The sequence below is a fragment of the Bacteroides sp. f07 genome (assembly GCF_042854785.1).
In the GTDB taxonomy this organism is placed as follows: Bacteria; Bacteroidota; Bacteroidia; order Bacteroidales; family Bacteroidaceae; genus Bacteroides.
Genome location: NZ_BAABXI010000001.1, coordinates 2905062 through 2926725, shown reverse-complemented (window position 1 = coordinate 2926725; position 21664 = coordinate 2905062). Strand labels below are relative to the sequence as shown.

The 21664-nt window shown below is 46.5% G+C and carries 12 protein-coding genes; 9 read left to right on the top strand and 3 right to left on the bottom strand.

Features of this window, described 5'->3' with window-relative positions:
* Positions 1-12 precede the first annotated feature (12 nt).
* The 3 genes from ACGHVY_RS12060 to ACGHVY_RS12050 form a co-directional block, all read right to left on the bottom strand.
* Positions 13-951 (bottom strand): DUF5106 domain-containing protein, encoded by a 939-nt coding sequence (locus ACGHVY_RS12060; protein ID WP_390599283.1) that lies wholly within the window; start codon positions 949-951, stop codon positions 13-15.
* Positions 952-1085: 134 nt separating this feature from the next.
* Entirely contained in the window at positions 1086-2867 is a 1782-nt protein-coding gene (locus ACGHVY_RS12055) for an ATP-binding protein (protein ID WP_390599281.1), read from the bottom strand.
* A 9-nt stretch (positions 2868-2876) separates the two neighbouring features.
* On the bottom strand, positions 2877-3566 hold the full coding sequence (locus ACGHVY_RS12050; RefSeq protein ID WP_390599279.1) for a response regulator transcription factor: 690 nt from the start codon (positions 3564-3566) through the stop codon (positions 2877-2879).
* 243 nt (positions 3567-3809) lie between these two features.
* Here ACGHVY_RS12050 and ACGHVY_RS12045 point away from each other — a divergent pair, with 243 nt between their 5' ends.
* The 9 genes from ACGHVY_RS12045 (at position 3810) to ACGHVY_RS12005 (ending at position 21662) form a co-directional block, all read left to right on the top strand.
* Positions 3810-5003, top strand: coding sequence for a hypothetical protein (locus ACGHVY_RS12045; protein WP_167966319.1), 1194 nt, complete (start codon positions 3810-3812; stop codon positions 5001-5003).
* Between the two features lie 72 nt (positions 5004-5075).
* Positions 5076-5882 carry a DUF3805 domain-containing protein gene (locus tag ACGHVY_RS12040; protein WP_308745457.1) on the top strand — a complete coding sequence of 269 codons (807 nt, stop codon included), beginning with the start codon at positions 5076-5078 and terminating at the stop codon, positions 5880-5882.
* Between the two features lie 27 nt (positions 5883-5909).
* Positions 5910-7778, top strand: a complete 1869-nt coding sequence (locus ACGHVY_RS12035) for an ABC-F family ATP-binding cassette domain-containing protein (protein ID WP_390599277.1) — start codon at positions 5910-5912, stop codon at positions 7776-7778.
* Between the two features lie 35 nt (positions 7779-7813).
* Positions 7814-8653: a histidinol-phosphatase gene (locus ACGHVY_RS12030; RefSeq protein ID WP_390599275.1), complete on the top strand. Its 840-nt coding sequence runs from the start codon at positions 7814-7816 to the stop codon at positions 8651-8653.
* A gap of 260 nt (positions 8654-8913) precedes the next feature.
* Positions 8914-11196, top strand: coding sequence for a glycosyl hydrolase family 95 catalytic domain-containing protein (locus ACGHVY_RS12025; RefSeq protein WP_390599273.1), 2283 nt, complete (start codon positions 8914-8916; stop codon positions 11194-11196).
* 14 nt (positions 11197-11210) lie between these two features.
* Positions 11211-13091, top strand: coding sequence for an alpha-L-fucosidase (locus tag ACGHVY_RS12020; protein WP_390599271.1), 1881 nt, complete (start codon positions 11211-11213; stop codon positions 13089-13091).
* A 23-nt stretch (positions 13092-13114) separates the two neighbouring features.
* Positions 13115-15727 (top strand): glycoside hydrolase family 3 N-terminal domain-containing protein, encoded by a 2613-nt coding sequence (locus ACGHVY_RS12015; RefSeq protein WP_390599269.1) that lies wholly within the window; start codon positions 13115-13117, stop codon positions 15725-15727.
* A gap of 14 nt (positions 15728-15741) precedes the next feature.
* A complete protein-coding gene (locus tag ACGHVY_RS12010; protein WP_390599267.1) occupies positions 15742-19791 on the top strand; it encodes a family 20 glycosylhydrolase in 4050 nt (1349 codons plus the stop codon).
* Between the two features lie 65 nt (positions 19792-19856).
* Positions 19857-21662: a transglutaminase-like domain-containing protein gene (locus ACGHVY_RS12005; protein WP_390599265.1), complete on the top strand. Its 1806-nt coding sequence runs from the start codon at positions 19857-19859 to the stop codon at positions 21660-21662.
* Positions 21663-21664 lie beyond the last annotated feature (2 nt).

Genomic DNA, 21664 nt, shown 5'->3' with positions numbered 1-21664 from the left:
TTTTTGCAAGGTTTATTGATGTAATAAAAGATATTCTTCAATAGCTTGCGCGGTGGCGTCTTTCAGAAGAACGGTTTTATCCTTATTCAGGAGATAAAGGGTAGGGATGGCTTTCAAGTCATACAGTTGTTGTTCCTTGATAGCGAAGGTCTTATCATATCCGTTAATCCATTCTTTCGGGAATTCATTCAGATGTTTCCGCCATTCGTCCAGTTCTTCGTCGGGGTAGATAGAGAGGACGGTTAGCTTCTTTTGTGCTAGAAGCTGATTGATGACAGGCGCATTTTTCAATGCTTCGATTGTTTCCGTGCAGGCGTGGCATCCCGGGTTATTGATAAATAGTAAGGTATAGTCCGATTTCTGTTGATAAAGGGAACCTTGTGCGCCGGAAGCCAATGTATAGTTAAAGTTCAATGCTTTGGTTCCGATACGGTTTTTCTGAGCCAGTTCGCGACGGGCTTTGGGACGTACCTTTTCTATTTCTTCCAGTACGGGAGAAGCCATCATGGCATCCAGTACAGGGATATAAAACTCTTCGTTACGCATAGGGGAGTTAGGGTCGTATAAATATTTGTCTGCCAAATCGGTGATGTAAGTGAATACTTTCTTATCCACGTTTGTCCGTTCGATAGTTTTCCGCATAGCTTGCTGTGCTGTTTCCAATGGAACATGGTTCAATATATCGCAATAGTCCGCCCAAGCCTGTTCGGTCACTTCGGGGTGATGGATATAATTGGTATCGGCAAAGTTTACGTTATCCCAATAGTGCTTGACAAGGAAATCCGCCCGTTGTTCCGGCGCCGTCATCATTGTCGGGATGGTGGGTAATGTGAAAGTCTTGATAGTATCCTGTGCTACTTCGGTTTTGTTTAAGCCGGAAGCATTGCCGTTTTTGCAGGCACAAAGACAAAGAATACATACAATCGAAAGAATATTTAGATTCGTTTTCATAATTGGCTGTTATTATATTGAACTTCTATGAATTACATAGAAGACAAAGATAATGCCTTTTCATTTTATACAAAGAATTTTTCTTCCTTTTCTTCTCTGTCTTCTTTTTTAAGAACTTTGCTTCTTGAAGAATCTTACTTCTCCTTTGCCAATGTAAAGACAAACTCCAACCCGCCACCCTGATTGTTCTTGGCAGAGATGATGCCGCCATGAATAATCACTGCATTCTTCACAATAGCCAGTCCCAGTCCCGTTCCGCCTAACTTCCGCGAACGGCCTTTGTCTACCCGGTAGAAACGTTCGAAGAGACGGTTCAGATGTTCGGGGGATACGCCTATACCCGTATCGGCAAAACTGAAATAATAGAAACTTTCGTCTTCACGGAAACAATTGATATTAATCTGAATATTCGTTCCGGCGTATGCGATGGCGTTATCCATCAGATTACGGAAGATGGAGTAAATCAGGGAATAATTACCTTTGACTTGTATGCTCTTCTTTAAAGAATTAACCACCGTGATATGTTTCTCGTCCAGTTCCAGTGAAACCTCGTTGATGATATTTCCTACCAGTACACTGATATCCACCCGTTCCATGTCAATCATGTTGGCAGCCTCGTCCATGCGGGTAAGTACGGAAATGTCACGCAGCAACCGGCTCAACCGGTTACTTTGCGCATAGCAGCGTTCGAGAAACACATTAATCTTCTCGCGCGGTATGTTTTCATTATTGACGATAGTCTCCAAATACCCTTGAATACTGCTGACAGGCGTTTTCAGCTCATGCGCGATATTCTGTGTCAACTGCCGTTTCAGATTCACCTGTTCTTCTTCCTGGGTGACATCATTGATTGAAATCTCAAAGCTTGCGTCTTGGAAGATGATACACTCAACGATGAACGTGCGTCCGTTCTTGTTGATGGTGATAGACATTCGCTTTTCGTCTTTACTTCTCGAACGTTGTTGCTGGTTCTTGTTGATGAAATGTATAATCTCTTTCAGTTCGTTGATGGCAAAGACTTCTTCCGTAGTTTCCAGGTTAGAGTCCGAAATCAGGTTGCTGTATTGGGTGAAGAGATTGTTGACAAGAATCTCCTTTTTGTCTTTCGTAAATACTCCCAGTCCTTCGTGCGAAATCTGAAGATGGGTAATCAACTTCTCGCGTTCGATGTAGAGAGCCTCTTTCGTTTCGTGCAGCCGTTTGTAGATTTGGATGATATGCTGCGATATTTCTCCCAGTTCATTGTGTGGGAAAGCCGATTGCATCGCCATCTCGATAGGCTCGTTCCGGTCGGCACGCATGGCAAACTCGCGGAGCTGGCTGATAGAAGTCCCCAGTTTGTTCGTGAATTTGTAGAAGATAATCATCAGCAGCAAAGTCACGATTACGGTAAACCATAAGTAATGCGGGTCTGCCTGCAGGTTGTTGATAAGGCTGACATTATAAGGTAATGCCGAGCGGAGAATATAATCCTTATAACGTGTAGCCGAATAAAAATAAGGAACTCCTGTCGTTTCCGAAGTACGGCGCACGTCATATCCGTTTCCGTGTTTCAGCGCCTTTTGTACTTCCGGACGGTTCAGATGGTTTTCCATCTGCTCGTCGTGGTTCGGATAACTGTCGTAAACCACATTCCCATCCAGGTCGATAAGCGTAACGCGCAAGTCTTCCAGAATATGATTATTGATATAATCGTTGATAATTCTGTTATCAAGCGGTTGCTCATCCAGCCGCTCGTAGAGCCGGCTGTTGTAATCCTGCAATTTGGTATTCAGCAGTTCTACTTTATATTCCCGTTCGCGTTGGTACTGGTACGCGATGAAACAGACGGCGAATACCAGGAACAACGAAATGACCGAAAGGAAAAGCTTCCGGCTGAAAGAAAGAAAATGTCTTTGAGTTACAGGCAGGTTCATGATAAATAGTTATTCAGCTTCAAAACAGTATCCGTATCCGAGACGTGTGACAATGCATTTGCCGTATATGCCTATCTTTTTGCGCAAACGGGTGATGTTTACGTCGATAGTACGGTCCAGTACATACACTTCGTCGCTCCAGATACGTGCCAGAATATCTTCACGTGAGAATACGCGTCCTTTATTCTGTACCAGTAGAAGCAGGATTTCAAATTCTTTTTTGGTCAATGACACTTCTTCGTCGTCGATACTCGCTTTCTTTTTAGTGATGTCGATGACAAGCGTCTGGTAAGTAAGCCGTTCGGGCGCTCTTTCCGTTTCCGTCGTCGCCGTACGTCTCAATACGGCTTTCACACGGGCGATGACTTCGCGCAGGGAGAAAGGCTTCGAGATATAATCGTCCGCGCCCAGGTTGAATCCTGTCACGGTATCGTTTTCGGTATCTTTTGCCGTGATGAAGATGATAGGCACTTTGGCTGTTTTCTTGTCTTTTTTCAACATGTTCGCCATTTTGAATCCGGAGATTTCTCCCATCATCACATCGAGGAGGATTAAATGGTAGCTACTGATGTCCATCTTCAGTGCTTCTTCGGCAGAGTTTGCGGTATCTACCTCATAACCTTCGTTCTCAAGATTGAATTTCAGAATCTCGCAGAGGTCTTCTTCATCGTCGACAACTAAAATACGGGTTTCGTTCATAAGATGTATTTATTAATGTGATATGACAAAGTTACGTTTTTATTTTATTTTGATGCAAAGATGAGGAGACTTTGTTACGGTCAGATGAAACAGATGTTACAATCACGTTACATTCTTTGATTTATGGGAATTTGATACCGAATATGGAAGTTTTTGTCGGTTGCAAGAGGAAAAAACGTTTGCTATTTGTTATCTTTGTTAGCGAGATAGGATAGAAATGTTTGATAATAGAAACTACAAACGATGATAAAAATTGACTTGAAACGGCATAAGCGCGAAGTGATAGGTGCGGTTATCGTACTGCTGCTCCTGCTTGGCGGTGTGTCTGTCTTTAAATATACCTCTTTCAATACCGGCTTTGAGATAGCCGACGATTTGGGCGGAAACATCTTCCCTTCGGCCATTCTGTCCGTAGCCACTACTGATGCGCAAGTTATCATACCTTCGGATTCCACTTATCTGGGAAACCCGAAATCATGTATTGCCATCCGGCTGAAATCAAAGACCGCATACAGCCGTGTACGTATTGAAGTGGCCGAAACTCCTTTCTTCTCCCGTTCCGTATCGGAGTTCGTATTGAACAAGCCGCGAACGGAATATACGATTTACCCGGATATTATATGGAATTACGAAGCATTGAAAAATAACGCGCAAGCCGAGCCGGTGAGCGTTGCCGTGACCGTCGAGATGAACGGGAAAGACTTGGGGCAACGGGTACGTACCTTCTCTGTCCGCAGTATCAACGAATGTCTGTTGGGATATGTGGCGAACGGAACCAAGTTCCATGACACAAGTATTTTCTTTGCCGCCTACGTCAATGAAGAGAACCCGATGATTGACCAGTTGCTCCGCGAAGCATTGAATACCCGTATCGTCAATCGTTTCCTCGGCTATCAGAGCAAGGCTAAAGGAGCGGTAGACAAGCAGGTGTATGCCCTTTGGAATATTTTGCAGAAACGCAAATTCCGTTACAGCTCTGTTTCCAATACCAGCCTTTCGAGCAATGTCGTATTCTCGCAACGTGTCCGTACGTTTGATGATGCGTTGGAATCTTCGCAAATCAACTGCGTGGACGGTAGTGTATTGTTCGCTTCGTTGCTTCGTGCCATCAATATCGACCCTATCCTTGTGCGTACACCGGGACATATGTTTGTGGGCTATTATACCGACAATTCGCATACCGACAAGAACTTCCTGGAAACAACGATGATTGGCGACGTCGACCTGGACGACTTCTTCCCCGACGAACAACTGGATTCCACAATGGTAGGCAAGTCGCAGAACGAAATGTCACTGCTCACCTTCGAGAAATCCAAACAATACGCCAATAAGAAGTACAAAGAGAATGAGGAAGGCATCCATTCCGGCAAGCTGAACTATATGTTTTTGGAAATTTCCAAAGAGGTGCGCAGGAAAATACAGCCGATAGGTAAATAGTTTCTTATCTAATCTTCATGCAATTTCCCTATTTTATTGTATTTTTGCCAAGTAATCATTTAATGAAAAAGGATGCAAGGCAAGAAATTTATCTCTCCCGGAGCATGGTTTTCCATGAACTATCCATCGGACTGGAATGAGTTTGAAGATGGCGAAGGCTCTTTTCTTTTCTATAATCCCGATGTATGGTCGGGCAACTTCCGTATTTCCGCATTTAAAGGCAAGGCCGGTTATGGCAAAGATGCCATCCGCCAGGAACTGAGTGAGAACGATTCGGCTTCATTGGTAAAAGTCGGAACGTTGGAATGTGCGTACAGCAAAGAAATGTTCCAGGAAGAAGGAACCTATTATACTTCCCATGTATGGATTACAGGCATTGACGATATTGCTTTCGAATGCTCTTTCACTGTCCCCAAAGGCGGAATTGTGAAAGAAGCCGAAGACGTAATCGCCACTTTGGAAATACGTAGGGAAGGAGAGAAGTATCCCGCCGAACTGATTCCCGTACGCCTTTCAGAAATCTACCAGATTAATGAAGGATATGAATGGGTGGTATCTACCGTGAAACAAGAACTGAAGAAAGACTTTCAAGGAATCGAAGAAGACCTCGAAAAACTTCAGCAAGTGATTGACAGCGGCAAGATTGGTTCGAAGAAGAAAGACGAATGGCTGGCTGTCGGTATCACGGTCTGCGCGATTCTTGCCAACGAAGTGGACGGCATGGAATGGAAGACATTGATTGACGGCAACCGTGAAGCCCCTGTGCTCCAATATAATGACCGCATCATCGACCCGATGAAACTGGCATGGAGCAAGATAAAGGCAGGAGAGCCTTGCAACGTCATTGAAGAGTATAAATCCGTGATTATTAATCACTAATCACTAACCGACTAATCACTAAATTACGTGGCAGTACCTTATTTACAGATAGACAACCTGACCAAGTCCTTCGGCGACTTGGTTCTTTTTGAAAATATATCTTTTGGCATTGCCGAAGGTCAGCGTGTAGGACTGATAGCGAAGAACGGCAGTGGAAAAACCACCTTACTGAATATCATCGCCGGAAAAGAAGGCTATGATAGCGGTAACATTGTCTTCCGTCGCGACCTTCGTGTGGATTACCTGGAACAAGACCCGCAATACCCCGAAGAGTTGACTGTACTCGAAGCCTGTTTCCATCACGGCAACAGCACCGTAGAACTCATCAAAGAGTACGAGCGTTGCATGGAAACCGAAGGGCATCCGGGACTGGAAAACCTTTTGGCACGTATGGACCAGGAGAAAGCCTGGGAATACGAACAGAAAGCCAAGCAAATCCTTTCGCAACTCAAAATCCGTAACTTCGACCAGAAGGTGAAACAACTCTCCGGCGGACAGTTGAAACGTGTCGCTCTCGCCAACGCTCTGATAACCGAACCGGAACTCCTGATTCTCGACGAGCCTACCAACCACCTCGACCTTGATATGACCGAATGGCTCGAAGACTACCTGCGCCGTACCAACCTCAGCCTGCTGATGGTGACCCACGACCGCTACTTCCTCGACCGTGTCTGTTCGGAAATCATCGAAATAGATAATCAGCAAGTCTATCAATATAAAGGTAATTATAGTTATTACCTCGAAAAACGCCAGGAACGTATCGAAGCTAAAAGCGTAGAAATAGAACGTGCCAACAACCTCTACCGTACGGAACTTGACTGGATGCGCCGTATGCCACAGGCACGCGGACACAAAGCCCGTTACCGTGAAGACGCTTTCTACGAACTGGAAAAGGTGGCAAAGCAACGTTTCAATAACGATAACGTAAAACTGGAAGTAAAAGCATCCTATATCGGCAGCAAGATATTCGAAGCCGACCATCTGTACAAGAGTTACGGCGACCTGAAAATCCTGGAAGACTTCTCCTATATCTTCTCCCGCTACGAAAAGATGGGAATCGTAGGAAACAACGGAACCGGAAAATCGACTTTCATCAAGATACTAATGGGGCAAGTACAACCCGATAGCGGCACGGTGGACATCGGCGAAACAGTCCGTTTCGGCTACTACTCGCAAGACGGACTCCAGTTTGACGAACAAATGAAAGTGATTGACGTCATTCAGGATATTGCCGAAGTCATCGAACTGGGCAACGGAAAGAAACTGACCGCCTCACAATTCCTGCAACATTTCCTATTCACCCCCGAAACCCAGCATAGCTATGTCTACAAACTGAGTGGGGGCGAGCGCCGCCGTCTTTACCTGTGTACCATCCTGATGCGTAACCCTAACTTTCTCGTACTGGACGAGCCTACCAACGACCTTGATATTATCACATTGAATGTGCTCGAAGAATATCTTCAGAACTTCAAAGGCTGTGTCATTGTCGTTTCCCACGACCGTTACTTTATGGACAAGGTAGTAGACCACCTGATGGTATTCAACGGACAGGGAGACATCCGCGACTTCCCCGGAAATTACAGCGACTACCGCGACTGGAAAGACGCGAAAGCCCAAAAGGAGAAAGAAGCCGAAAAACCGCAGGAAGAAAAGACCGCCCGTGTCCGCCTGAACGACAAGCGGAAGATGAGCTTCAAGGAAAAACGCGAATTCGAACAACTGGAAAAGGAGATAGCCGACCTGGAAGCGGAAAAAGCCCGGATTGAGGAACTCCTTTGCAGCGGTACGCTTTCCGTTGACGAACTGACCGAGAAATCGAAACGCCTGCCCGAAGTGAACGACTTGATTGACGAGAAAACAATGCGCTGGTTGGAACTCAGCGAAATAGAAGGCTGACTTGTTCCGCTGTAACCCCGATAACATAACCTGGTATGACAAACCTTACTAACTATCATAGCCACTGTCTTTATTGCGACGGACGAGCTAACATGGAAGATTTTATCCGTTTTGCTATCAGCGAAGGCTTTACTTCCTATGGCATCTCTTCCCATGCCCCGTTGCCGTTTCCTACTGCATGGACAATGGAATGGGACAGAATGGAAGATTACCTTTCCGAATTTTCCCGTCTCAAAAAGAAATATGCGGATAAGATAGAGCTTGCCATCGGCCTTGAAATAGATTACCTGAATGAAGACAGCAACCCCGCTTCACTCCGTTTCCAGGAACTGCCGCTCGATTACCGGATAGGTTCCGTGCATATGCTGTATTCCCCGGAAGGGAATATCGTAGATATTGATACTCCGGCAGATACTTTCCGCCAGTTAATAGACAAGCATTTCGACGGTGACCTGGATTCCGTTGTCCGCCTTTATTATAGGAACCTGCTTCGTATGGTCGAACTGGGTGGATTCGATATTGTCGGTCATGCGGACAAGATGCATTACAATGCTTCCTGCTACCGTCCCGGATTACTGGACGAACCGTGGTATGATACTTTAGTCCGCGATTATTTCGCAGAGATAGCCCGTCGTGGATATATTGTCGAAATCAACACCAAGGCTTATCACGAATTAGGCACGTTCTATCCCAATGAACGTTATTTCACTTTCTTGAAGGCCTTGGGTATCCGCGTGCAAGTGAACAGTGACGCCCACTATCCCGAAAGAATAAACAATGCCCGTCTCGAAGGCTTGGCAGCTTTGAAGAAAGCAGGTTTCACGTCGGTGGTGGAGTGGCATGGCGGAAAGTGGGAAGATAGAGAGATATTGTAAATAACATATGACAAAAACAGAGCAGCCGTTTCGGGTAATAACTTGAAACGGCTGCTCTGTTTTTATATCTGCCGTTCATGGGCGTACATTGTGTGCAGATAGCTCCATTTGAGGTACAATACCCCGCCTATAATCCAAATACAGCGTTATTTGTATTGTATGTGTACGTTGAAAGTACGTAAAGTGCATACTGATATTGATTGCTTGTCGCATCTTTGCAATGTCGAGATGAAAGAATATTTATGAAATCTAAGTAATATATGAAGGTAGTGTATTTTTTACAGATGATTGTTTTTGCAGGATTACTTTGTTCCTGTAAGTTAGGAACGGTGGAAACCGAATCATCCCCCTTTTATTATAACCTCGCTTTCGATAAGCTTCCGGAAGTATGGGATGAGGCTATTCCGCTGGGAAATGGATTGACCGGTGCTTTAATCTGGCAAAAGGAAGGGCGGTTGCGTATTGCAATCGACCGTGCGGACTTATGGGATTTGCGTCCGGTCGAGGAGTTCGACACTCCCGATTATACGTATCGGTTCATTTGCGACCAGGTGATTGCCAAAAAGAATATAACCCCTGTTCATGAACTGATTGACGAGCGGACACGACACGACTCCGCACCGACAAAGATACCTGCCGGAGCTATTGAATTAAATACGGCTTCTTTGGGAAAAGTAACGAATGTAAAACTCGACCTGGTTTCGGCTGTCTGTACCATAGAATGGGAGAAAGGAGCGAAAGCCCGTATTTTTGTTCCTGCCAACGAAAAAGGCGGGCGTTTCTTATTTGAAAATTTGCCCGATGCGCTGACGGTACGACTGCTGACACCGCAATATGAAGAAAATGAAGCCGCATTGGATTATCAGCCGGGTGTGAATAAATTGACTTCTTTAGGTTATAAACTGGGGGAAGTGAAACAAATTGCCCCTACCACCTTGCTCTATCATCAACAAGGCTGGGGAGACGCCTCCTACGAAATAGCCGTGAACTGGAATTCACTTCCCAGTAAAAAATTGGAAGGAAAGTATTGTGTGACTTCCGCCGGTACATGGTATTCCGAAAAGGAAGGAGCGTTGAATCACATATCCCAATCCATGAATGATGATTTTGAAAGCAGCTTGGACAAGCACAAAGAATGGTGGAAAGCGTATTGGAAGAAGTCAAGCATACATATACCGGACACTCTGTTGGAAAAGCAATGGCACCTTGAAATGTATAAGTTTGCCTCTGCTTCCCGCAAAGGAGCGCCTCCCATCTGCCTGCAAGCTGTGTGGACTGCCGATAACGGGCAAACCCCGCCATGGCGCGGAGATTTCCATAATGACTTGAACACCCAGTTAAGTTATTGGCCGGGCTACTCCTCCAATCATCTGGAAGAATCATCCGTTTTCACTGACTGGCTATGGCAGATAAAAGAAAACTCCGGGAAGTTTACCCGCAAGTTCTATGGTGTGGAAGGGATGAACGTAGCTTGCATTGCCACGTTGACAGGAGAACCTATCGGCGGATGGAGCCAGTACGCCAATTCGCCTACTGCTGCCGGATGGCTTGCACATCATTTCTATATGCAATGGAAGTATAGCATGGATACGGAGTTTCTGTCTCAGAGAGCCTATCCATGGGTAAAAGAGGTAGCCCGTTATTTCGAGAACATTTCCGTCAGGGATAAGAAAGGCTGGAGAAAGTTACCGCTTTCCTCATCACCGGAAATCAATGACAACCGGATAGATGCCTGGTTTCAGGAAACCACCAACTACGACCTGGCTAATATCCGCCTTACCTATATAGTAGCGGAAGAGATGGCGGATACGTTGGGATTGACAGACGAAGCTGCCCACTGGAAGAGACAATTAACCGAGTGGCCCGACTTCGCGAAGAATGAAAGCGGCCTGCTGATTGCTCCGGGGACTCCCTTGACCGAATCTCACCGTCACTTCTCCCATTTGCTGGCTTTTCATCCTTTCGGTATCATTGATGCCAGCCGGGGTAACGGAGACATCGACTTGATTCTCCGTTCCATTAAGAATATCGAGCAGTTGGGACCGGACTGGTGGACAGGATATACTTACGCATGGCTTGCCAACTTGAAAGCCCGTGTATTCGACGGAGACGAAGCCTTGCGCAACCTGCACATCTTTATCAAAGCCTTTTGCGGCCCGAACAGTTTCCATCTGAATGGCGACCAGTTGAAAGCAGGCTTCTCACAATTTACTTATCGTCCGTTCACATTGGAAGGCAACTTCGCCTGTGCCGCTGCCATTCAGGAAATGTTGCTGCAAAGCCATACCGGAGTGATTAAGGTATTCCCGGCCATGCCGACCAAATGGCAGGATGCATCCTACTGTAACCTGCGGGCGATGGGGGCATTCCTGGTGACTGCCTCTTACGAAAAAGGCAAGGTAAGTTCCATCATCATCGAATCGGAAAAAGGAGGAGTGATGAAACTGCTCAATCCTTTCTTGGGAAAGATAACGGAGAAACAGATGAAACCAGGCGAAAAGATACAGTTTACAATAAACTCTCCTATGGGGAAGAAAGTATAATCAGAATGAAAAACATGAAAAAACATTTTAGTACTATTATCCTGACAGCAGCATTGTCTGCAAGTACATTATCCTGTTTTGCGCAGAAACAGCCGGAATCGGAAACCGGGTTGTCGGCAATGGTGCCCGATAAAGAGCAACTTGATAAAAGAATGCAATGGTTCGACAATGCCCGCTTCGGTATGTTCATTCATTGGGGAGTCTACTCCCCGTTAGCCTGTTCATGGAACGGGAAGCGTTATAACGGATACGGAGAACACATACAGCGTATGGCACGGATTCCTGTCGAAGTATATAAGAAAGAAGTGGTGGCCGGATTCAATCCCGAAGAGTTCGATGCGGAAGAATGGATACGTATAGCCAAGGAGACGGGTATGGGATACTTCATCATTACGTCCAAGCATCACGACGGCTTTGCCATGTACGACTCGAAAGTGAGTGATTACAATATCGTCAAAGCAACCCCATTCGGTCGTGACCCGATGAAGGAACTCCGGGAAGCCTGCCGCAAAGCCGGAATCAAATTTGGCTTTTATTATTCTCACGCGTTCGACTGGGGCGAGAAGAACGGAGTGGGCAACGACTGGGACTATGACAATCCGGGCGGGGATAAACTGCTGGGCGGGCGCGACTGGTGGGAAACCCGTAAGGAATTTCTTCCCGTTGCCCGTAAATATGTAGATGAGAAAGCGATTCCGCAGATACGCGAACTAATCGCTAATTACGACCCCGATATCATGTGGTATGATACTCCCCATAAGCTTCCGGTGGAAGAATGTATCCGTATAGTGAAAGCTACCCGTGAGGCAAGTCCCGATATTATTATCAACGGCCGTGCTATCGCCGGATTCGACCGTTATGACTATTACAATACCAACGACTGCCCCTACGAATTCAGCAACTATGGAGACAGCTATTGGGAAGGTATCCCTACGACCAACAACTCATATGCCTACAATGAGAATGACAATGACTACAAGCCCGCTTCTTTCTTTATAAAGTTGCTTGTCAAAGCGGCGGCCCGTAACGGCAACATCCTGATGAATATCGGCCCGATGGGGAACGGGAAGTTCAGCACACCGGACAGGACGATTCTGAAAGGAATAGCCGACTGGTGGAAAGTAAACGGCGAAGCTTCTATCAGAGGAACCAAAGCCACCCCGCTTGCAGTTCAGTCGTGGGGAGAAACGACCCGGAAAGGCAACAAACTCTATCTGCACGTGTTCGACTGGCCGGAAGACGGAAAGTTATGTGTCGGCGGACTGCTTACGGACGTGAAGCGTGCCTATCTCTTGAGTAATCCCCAAAAGAGCCTGAAATATGTCCGTTCCGGAAAAGACGTATGGGTGGACGTCCCGTTGAATTGTCCGGATGCTGTCAATACAGTCGTTGTACTGGAATGTACATCGGAACTCAAAGCGGACTCCCGCCGTCGTCTCTCTACCACTCAACCGGTGGATTATCTGCGTACGTTTGATTCCCGTCTGGAAGGGAATGCCCGTTATGGCGGTGAAGAAGTCGAGGCACAGTGTGTACAGAATATGACACAGAAAGGGGATGCGGTAGTATGGTCTGTCCGTCTGGACAAACCGATGACTTATGAAGTCGGTATCGCCTATGTCGCTCCTGCACCTAAATATGAGGATGAATTGGTAGAAGGTGATGCCGGAAAAGAAGTGCGTAAAGCAAGCAAGGGAGCAGCGGGAGTATATTCGGTTACATTAGGTGGCAAGAGACTGACAAAGAAAGTCAGCAATGGAGCCGATATCATCGAAGCGGTAGGCACGGTGACATTACCTGCCGGAGAGTACGATATACGTATCGAACCGGAATCCGTTACTGCCGTAGAATTATTCCGTCCCCGTTATATCTCATTGAAACCATTGAAAAACTGACAGTAACCGGTAATAGAAAACAGATGAAACACTATATCAACTATCCGCTGCTATCATTCGTATTGTTTTTGTGCTCTTTTTCTGATGCGAGCGGACAAGCGTATCCTTATAAAAATGCGTCTTTGCCAATCAATGAAAGAGTGGAAGACCTGTTGCGACGGATGACGCTCGAAGAGAAAATAGCCCAAATCCGCCATTTACATTCCTGGAATATATTTGACGGACAGGTGCTGGATGAAAAGAAACTATCCGCTTTTGCCGGGAATATCGGCTGGGGATTTGTAGAAGGTTTCCCGTTGACGGGGGAGAATTGCAGCAAGAATATGCGTGCTGTCCAGCAGTATATGACAGAGCGTACCCGGTTGGGAATTCCTGTATTTACCGTAGCGGAGTCCCTGCATGGTTCCGCACACGAAGGTTCCACCATTTATCCTCAGAATATAGCGTTGGGAAGTACTTTCAATCCGGCGCTGGCTTATCAGAAAGCCGCCTGTACCTCCCGTGACCTGCATGCGCAGGGAATGCGTCAGGTCTTGGCTCCCTGCATTGACGTGGTCCGTGATTTGCGTTGGGGACGGGTGGAAGAATCCTATGGAGAAGACCCTTTCCTTTGCGGGATATTCGCCCGTGCGGAAACGGTCGGTTATCTGGATAATGGCATTTCTCCGATGTTGAAACATTTCGGTCCTCATGGCAATCCGCTGGGCGGGCTGAACCTTGCATCCGTAGAATGCGGAGTAAGAGATTTGCACGATGTATATCTGAAACCGTTTGAGATGGTAGTCACCCGGTTGCCCGTGATGGCCGTGATGTCCACTTACAACTCATGGAACCGTGTTCCCAATTCCGCTTCCCGCTATCTGCTGACTGATATTCTGCGGAAGCAATGGGGCTTTAAGGGATATGTCTATTCCGACTGGGGAGCCATTGATATGTTGCAGAACTTTCATCACACAGCCGGCAGCCCGGCAGAATGTGCCGTGCAGTCCATCAGTGCGGGGCTCGATGTAGAGGCTTCCAGCGAATGTTATCCGTATCTGAAAGAACTGGTCGAAAAGGGACAGATGGACATAAGCGTGATTGATGAGTCTGTACGCCGCGTACTCACTGCCAAATTTGCGGCAGGCTTGTTTGAAGACCCGTATGGGGAGAAGTTCGGCAAACAGGAAATGCATGATGCGGAAAGCATCGCCCTGTCTCGTAAGATTGCGGATGAATCTACCGTGTTGTTGAAAAATGAAGGCGGATTGCTACCGTTGAATATCGGCCGGATACGTTCGATTGCCGTCATCGGGCCGAATGCCGCGCAAGTACAGTTCGGTGATTACACTTGGAGCCGGGATAATAAGGATGGTGTCACTCCGTTGGAAGGGATAAAGCGCTTGGTGGGAGACAAGGCTATCGTCCGGTATGCGCGTGGATGCAGTCTGATGTCCCAGGATACCTCTGCTATTTCCGAAGCGGTGGAGATTGCTTCCCGGAGCGATGTCGCTTTGCTCTTTTGCGGTAGCTCCAGCGCATCGCTGGCACGCGATTATAGCCAGGTGAATTGCGGAGAAGGCTTTGACCTGCACGACCTTCAACTGACGGGAGCGCAAAGCGACCTGATCCGGGCAATCTATAAAACCGGAAAACCGGTAGTGCTTGTGCTTGTGTCGGGAAAACCGTTTTGTATACCTTGGGAGAAAGAACATATTCCTGCCATTCTTGCGCAATGGTACGCAGGAGAACAGGCTGGCAACTCCATAGCCGATATTCTTTTCGGTAAGGTGAACCCTTCGGGAAAGCTGACCTTCTCCTTTCCCCAAAGTGTAGGGCATCTGCCGGCTTACTACAATCATTTGCCTTCCGACAAGGGATTTTATAAAAAGCCGGGCAGTTATGAAGCCCCCGGCAGGGATTACGTCTTCTCGTCTCCCGCATCTTTATGGACGTTCGGGCATGGATTGAGCTACACCACTTTCTCTTTGGAGAAGATGACGGTCACTTTGGAACATGATTCCGTCCAAGTAAAGACGCAACTTCGAAATACAGGAAATAAAACAGGGAAAGAGGTTGTTCAACTTTATGTGCGCGACCAAGTAAGTTCAGTTGTCACCCCCATAAAGCAACTGCGCGCATTTATGAAAGTTGAATTGCAACCGGGAGAGAGCAGGGAAGTCGTCCTCAGCTTCCCGGTTGCCGACCTTGCCCTTACATTAGAGGACGGGCGGCGATTGATAGAACCCGGTGCATTTGAACTGCAATTGGGAACCGCTTCCGACCGTATTTTATTAAGGCAAACTATTCATATCGGAGCGGACAGACAGCTCCTTGGAGCAGACGGGCAACCCGTTTCTGCCCCGGACAATCTTCCGTCGTCTTCCGTAACCAAATCCGCGGCAAGCGGAAAAGAGATAACCGTAAGCGGCACTGTCAGAGATGTGCAGGCTACATTGATAGATGGTGTTTCCATCCGTTCGAAGGTATCCGGGCGTGAAGTAGGGCGAACCGATTCAAAAGGGAAATACAAGGTACGTGTATCCGCAGGCGACATCCTGGTCTTTGAAAAGAAAGGATACCTGAAACAGGAAGTACCCGTAAATAACCATACTTCCCTGAATGTGAAAATGACTTATGGCGAGAATGCTATGTAAAATAACGAATAAAGATGAGAAAACTTTTATTAAATAGTTGGTTAATAGCGGTACTTTGCGTGTTGTCGTTAGAAGTGTCCGCAGCCGGTCAGAGTGAGAAAGAAGTTTCTGTCATTCCTTACCCCAAACATATCCGGATGAAGCAGGGAGTATTTGAACTCACTTCCCAAACAGCCTTTGTTGCCGGTACGGAAGAGGTGAAACGCATTGCCGGGTATTTTAGGGAGCAGATGAAACGTTCCACCGGATACCCGTTCCCAATCAGGAATAATGGTAAAGAAAGCAACACGCAGGGAAACAAAGCGTACGAAAACAGCATAACATTGAAGATAGACACCACCTTGCCCTTAAACGAAGAAGGTTATCGGCTGGATGTAGCCAATCATAAAATCGACGTGACAGGCAAGAGCCTGCGCGGACTCTTTTATGGGATGCAGACCTTGATGCAACTCTTTCCGCCTGCCATCCAGAATCCCCATAAAGTAGAAAATATACATTGGGGTCTTCCCTGCGTTTCCATAGAAGACGAACCGCGTTTTGCTTATCGCGGCATGATGCTTGATGTCTGCCGTTATTTTATGGATGTGGGTTTCATCAAGAAGCAACTCGACTTGATGGCAATGTTCAAGATGAACTATTTCCATTGGCATCTGACGGACGACCACTTGTGGACGATTGAAGTGAAAAAATATCCTTTGCTGACAGAGGTAGGCTCCGTTCGTCATAATGTAGACGGAAGTATCTGCCGGGGCTTTTACACCCAGGAACAAATAAAAGAAGTGGTGGCATATGCCGCCGCCCGTCAAATCACCGTTATTCCGGAGATAGAACTTCCCGGTCATGCACTTGCCGCAATTACGGCGTATCCCGAACTATCCTGTATAGAGGGACCTTTCCGGCTTCGCAACCAGTGGGGAGTGGAAGACAACGTATATTGTGCGGGAAACGACCGTGTCTTCGACTTTCTGGAAGATGTGATTGATGAGGTTGTCCCTCTTTTTCCCGGTAAGTATTTCCATATCGGGGGAGACGAATGCCCCAAGACTCATTGGAAACGCTGCCGGAAATGTCAGAAACGGATGCGGGACGAACATCTGAAAAATGAGCACGAACTGCAAAGTTACTTTGTGCACCGTGCGGAAGCGATGCTTCTGAAACATGGAAAGGCAATGATTGGCTGGGACGAGATATTGGAAGGCGGGCTGGCTTCCACAGCCACCGTCATGTCATGGACAGGAGAAGAGGGGGGGATTACGGCTGCCAATATGGGACACGATGTCATTATGACTCCCCTGCAATACGCCTACTATGATTATAACGGGCAGGGTGCGCCGGAAGTGGAGCCTGTGGCTATCGGTTATGGCATTTCTCTCGAAAAGGCGTACCACTATGAGCCTGTGGCAGCTAGAATATCTCCTGACAAGCAGCATCACATACTTGGTGCGCAAGCTAACCTTTGGACGGAGTATTCGCCTACTCCGGAACATACGGAATACTTGCTGTACCCCCGTCTGCTCGCAATGGCAGAGCTGACATGGACGCAAAAGTCCCGCAAGGATTTCACTTCTTTTGTCCGTCGCCTTGATAACCAGCACCCTCGTTTGGATGCGTACAATGTCAATTATCACATACCTTTGCCCGAAGGACCTCAGTCGGACTATGTAGCGGTGATAGACAAAACATCTCTCTCATTTCGTAACAGCCGCAATCTGGACATGGTATATACGCTTGATGGAAGTACGCCTACTGCGCAATCTGCGCTCTACACGGCTCCACTATCGTTCACAAACGATGCCGTCCTGAAAATAGCGACCCGTCTTCCTTCCGGTAAGTTGAGTCGTACACGGACAATAACTGTCAGAAAAGAAACAGTGCGTCCTGCATTGACTGATACTAAGAAATTGCTTCCCGGTGCAGAACTATTACGCGTTTCCGGCAAGTATTACTACGTCACAGACCTACTGGATGCAGGTTGGGGCAATCCGGAGATTGTTTCTGACTTCAACTTGGATATTGCTCCCGAAGCGAACGGTGCTTTTCTCTATCGGGGATATTTCAAAGTTCCCGCTGATGGTGTGTATTATATGACCACAGAGATGGACGAACTGAAAATAGACGGTGAATTGCTGATTAGCAATAGCGGCAAACTAATCCGCCATTCGGTAAGTCGTAAATCAATCGCCTTGGAGAAAGGCGTGCATTCATTTGAATTAATCTATATCAATAGCAATATAGGCGGTTTTCATCGTTACTGGAACAACCGCGGTTTTCGCTTAATCAATGAAAAGGGAGAATTATCGTATCCGCAACTATATCATGCCGAAGAAGATTATTTTGTAAAACATCTCTGGTTTCCGGCAGACGCCACCTTGGAACAGAAAGTGGATATGGCAGCCCGTCTGGTTCCCACTCCGGAGCAGTTGAACTGGCAGCAACTGGAGCTGACTGCTTTCCTGCACTTCGGCATTAACACTTTCACGGGTAATGAATGGGGAGACGGCAAAGAAGACCTCGCCCTTTTCAATCCTTCCGGGTTGGATGCCGAACAATGGGTCCGGACGTTGAAAGATGCAGGATTCAAAATGGTAATCCTCACTGCCAAGCATCACGACGGTTTTTGCCTGTGGCCTACGAAAACGACTCTTCATTCTGTTGCTTCCTCTCCTTGGAAACAGGGGAAAGGGGATGTTGTGAAAGAACTTCGTCAGGCGTGCGACAAATACGGTATGAAGTTCGGCGTTTATCTTTCTCCGTGGGACAGGAATGCTGCTTGTTATGGGGATTCTCCGAAATACAACGCTTTCTTTGTCCGCCAGCTTACTGAGTTGCTGACTAATTATGGGGAAGTGCACGAAGTATGGTTCGACGGAGCCAACGGCGAAGGGCCTAACGGCAAGAAGCAGGTCTACGACTGGGATACTTATTATAAAACCATCCGCCGCCTGCAACCCAAAGCTGTTGCGGCTATCATGGGCGATGATGTGCGTTGGGTAGGCAACGAGAAAGGTATTGGCCGTGAAACCGAATGGGGAGCTACGGTACGTACTCCGAGTATTTACAGCCGTGCTGCCGAAAACAACAAATATCTCGGAATCTCCAGCACCACCAATGATTTGGGCAGTCGCAGGATATTGGCGAAAGCCCGTGAGTTGTTCTGGTATCCGTCGGAAGTGGACGTATCTATCCGTCCGGGGTGGTTTTACCATAAAGAACAGGATGCACAAGTGAAAACACTGAAACACTTGATGGAAATCTATTATCAATCCGTGGGCTACAACTCTGTTCTTCTGCTCAATATCCCGCCGGATAAACGGGGACTTATCAGCGAAGCGGACGCCGCCCGGCTGAAAGAATTTGCCGAATGCAGAAATCATATATTCGCATCGGACAAGATAAAAGACGGAATGAACCTATGGTGTGCCGCACCGCAAGACAGCCGGATTTATCAGTTGGAACAGGAAACTTCTGTCAACGTAATAATGTTGCAGGAAGACATCGCTAAAGGACAGCGGGTGGAGAAGTTCACAGTAGAGGCGCTGACGCCCGAAGGATGGCAAATCGTAGGACAGGGAACCACAATTGGCTATAAACGATTGCTGCGTATCCCTACCGTGAAAGCCAATAAAATCCGGGTGACTATCGACGAATGTCGCTTGACAGCCAACGTATCCCGGATAGCAGCCTACTATGCCGCTCCGCTGCAAGACGAATCACCGCAGGCAGCACAAGAAAGTATGTCCAAAGATGCTTGGCGTCTGTTGTCATCATCTCCTGTCACGATTGACTTGGGAGAGCAGACTGTTATTGCAGGATTTACATACGCTCCCGCAGGAGCCGAAGCAAAGCCGACCACTGCTTTCCGCTATAAATTTCAGATAAGTAACGATGGGAAGACATGGACAGAAGTACTGACCAATGGCGAGTTCAGTAATATCATCAACAACCCCGTTCCGCAAACGGTGCAATTCAAAGATAAAGTATCTACTCGCTTCATCCGTTTGGATGCCACCTCTTTGAATGGCAATCCGGCACAGGTTTCGATAGAAGAATTGTCGGTGCGATAAGACATACAATTAATAAGCTGATGTTTGCTCAACAAAGGGTAAACATCAGTATGAAATAAAAAAACATGCAAATAAAACATTTTGTCTATGCAGGCATCATTGCCCTGTATGGATGCACTTCTAACAACTATGAGAGTCGAGCTTGGGAGACAGCAAAGAGTTCGACAAGTAACCAAACAGAGCTTACCTCTTTCTTGGAACACTATAAACTTTCCGGCGACAGTGAAAAGTATGAAGCTGCTTGTTTCCTGGTTAGTAATATGCCAGGCAAGCATTCGGCAGGAGAGAATATCGTTTATGATATTGACGTTGTAAAGTCCGATTCTTTGATTTCTTCTTTAGAGGAATCGTTCCTGTTGAAAGAAGAATCTTCTTTTCTGAAAGATTATAGCTTTGAGCAATTCTTAGAATACATTCTTCCCTATAGAATAGTAGACGAGCCTCTGGAATATTACTGGAAGCAGGATTGTAAACGGCATTTTAGGTCTGCGAATATGGTTGATATCATTCAAGCAGCAAAAGATATCAATTCTCAAGTGAAGTTAAACCTTTCTCCGGCAAATAATGGAGAACTTCCACAATCTTATTCTTCTCTTATTCGCAACGGATATGGTAAATGTGACGATCGATCCGCGTTATTAGTCATGGCTTTGAGGGCATCCGGGATACCATGTTCCTATGAGTTTGTTCCTTATTGGGGGAGCAGTAATAATGGACATTCCTTTGTTTCGGTTATCTTGCCTGACGGGAAAATCTATCCGTTGCCAAATACAGATAAAGTGACAAACGATGCTTATTTGTCACGAAAGACACCTAAAATATATCGTAAAGTCTACAGTGTACAGACAACGGAAGGAAGAACTTCTGATGTTCCCGATTTATTCCTATATAATGATATTGTCGATGTCACGGAATTACATCAGATAGGTTCGCGCAATGTACAAATATCAGTAGACAAATCCAAGACAACAGATACTAACTATTTATCCGTCTTTTCACCTGCCGGTTGGATACCGGTTGCTTCTTCCACTTCTACTACATTCTCGTATGTGGGGACAGGAGTAAAGGTGACTGATGATGGTAAGAAAGAAGCAATTGACCTTGGTGACGGGATAGTCTATCTGCCTGTTCAATGGAAAAAAGGAGAGCTTTTTCCTGTAGCCAATCCGGTGGTAGTAACCGGAAATTCGGTTCGGGAAATATCGTTGGATACCTTTCGTTGTGAGAAGGTGGTGTTGAAACGTAAGTTTCCCTTGAATATGCGTATTGTCGATTTTGCCAAGACAATGGTGATGGGGAGATTTGAAGGAGCCAATCAATCCGACTTCTCGGATGCAGAAGAAATTTATAGAATAACGGAGATACCGGAAAGCAAGATACAAAAAGTAAATATAAGCACGGATAAGGCTTTTCGATATGTGCGTTATTTAAGACCTAAAGGAACATTCAGTATAGCCGAATTTTCTGTTTATCATTCAGATGGAACACCTGTATCGTTTCGTCCTATAGCTTGTGAAGCCATTCAGGATGATAGTGCAATGATGAATGTCTTTGATGGAAATCCCCTCACTTATTATCAGGTTGGTGGCGGTGTGGATATGTGGGTCGGGGTTGATTTGTATAAATCAGTTCGGATAGGGGCACTTGGCTTTGCCCCACGTAATGATGATAATGCTATCATTTCTACAGATACTTACGAACTGTTTTACTGGAACGGCGAATGGAAAAGTTTGGGGCGGAAAAAAACTGAAGGAGATAGCCTTATTTATGATAAAGTTCCTGAAAATGCCCTGTTATGGCTTCGAAATCTAACAAAGGGACGTGAAGAACGTCCTTTCACATACGAAAATGGCCGCCAGATATGGTGGTAAAT

Bases quoted from the DNA above. Each gene is read 5' to 3' on its own strand.
- ACGHVY_RS12060 (WP_390599283.1), bottom strand. From the start codon at position 951: ATGAAAACGAATCTAAATATTCTTTCGATTGTATGTATTCTTTGTCTT.
- ACGHVY_RS12055 (WP_390599281.1), bottom strand. From the start codon at position 2,867: ATGAACCTGCCTGTAACTCAAAGACATTTTCTTTCTTTCAGCCGGAAG.
- ACGHVY_RS12050 (WP_390599279.1), bottom strand. From the start codon at position 3,566: ATGAACGAAACCCGTATTTTAGTTGTCGACGATGAAGAAGACCTCTGC.
- ACGHVY_RS12045 (WP_167966319.1), top strand. From the start codon at position 3,810: ATGATAAAAATTGACTTGAAACGGCATAAGCGCGAAGTGATAGGTGCG.
- ACGHVY_RS12040 (WP_308745457.1), top strand. From the start codon at position 5,076: ATGCAAGGCAAGAAATTTATCTCTCCCGGAGCATGGTTTTCCATGAAC.
- ACGHVY_RS12030 (WP_390599275.1), top strand. From the start codon at position 7,814: ATGACAAACCTTACTAACTATCATAGCCACTGTCTTTATTGCGACGGA.
- ACGHVY_RS12025 (WP_390599273.1), top strand. From the start codon at position 8,914: ATGAAGGTAGTGTATTTTTTACAGATGATTGTTTTTGCAGGATTACTT.
- ACGHVY_RS12020 (WP_390599271.1), top strand. From the start codon at position 11,211: ATGAAAAAACATTTTAGTACTATTATCCTGACAGCAGCATTGTCTGCA.
- ACGHVY_RS12015 (WP_390599269.1), top strand. From the start codon at position 13,115: ATGAAACACTATATCAACTATCCGCTGCTATCATTCGTATTGTTTTTG.
- ACGHVY_RS12010 (WP_390599267.1), top strand. From the start codon at position 15,742: ATGAGAAAACTTTTATTAAATAGTTGGTTAATAGCGGTACTTTGCGTG.
- ACGHVY_RS12005 (WP_390599265.1), top strand. From the start codon at position 19,857: ATGCAAATAAAACATTTTGTCTATGCAGGCATCATTGCCCTGTATGGA.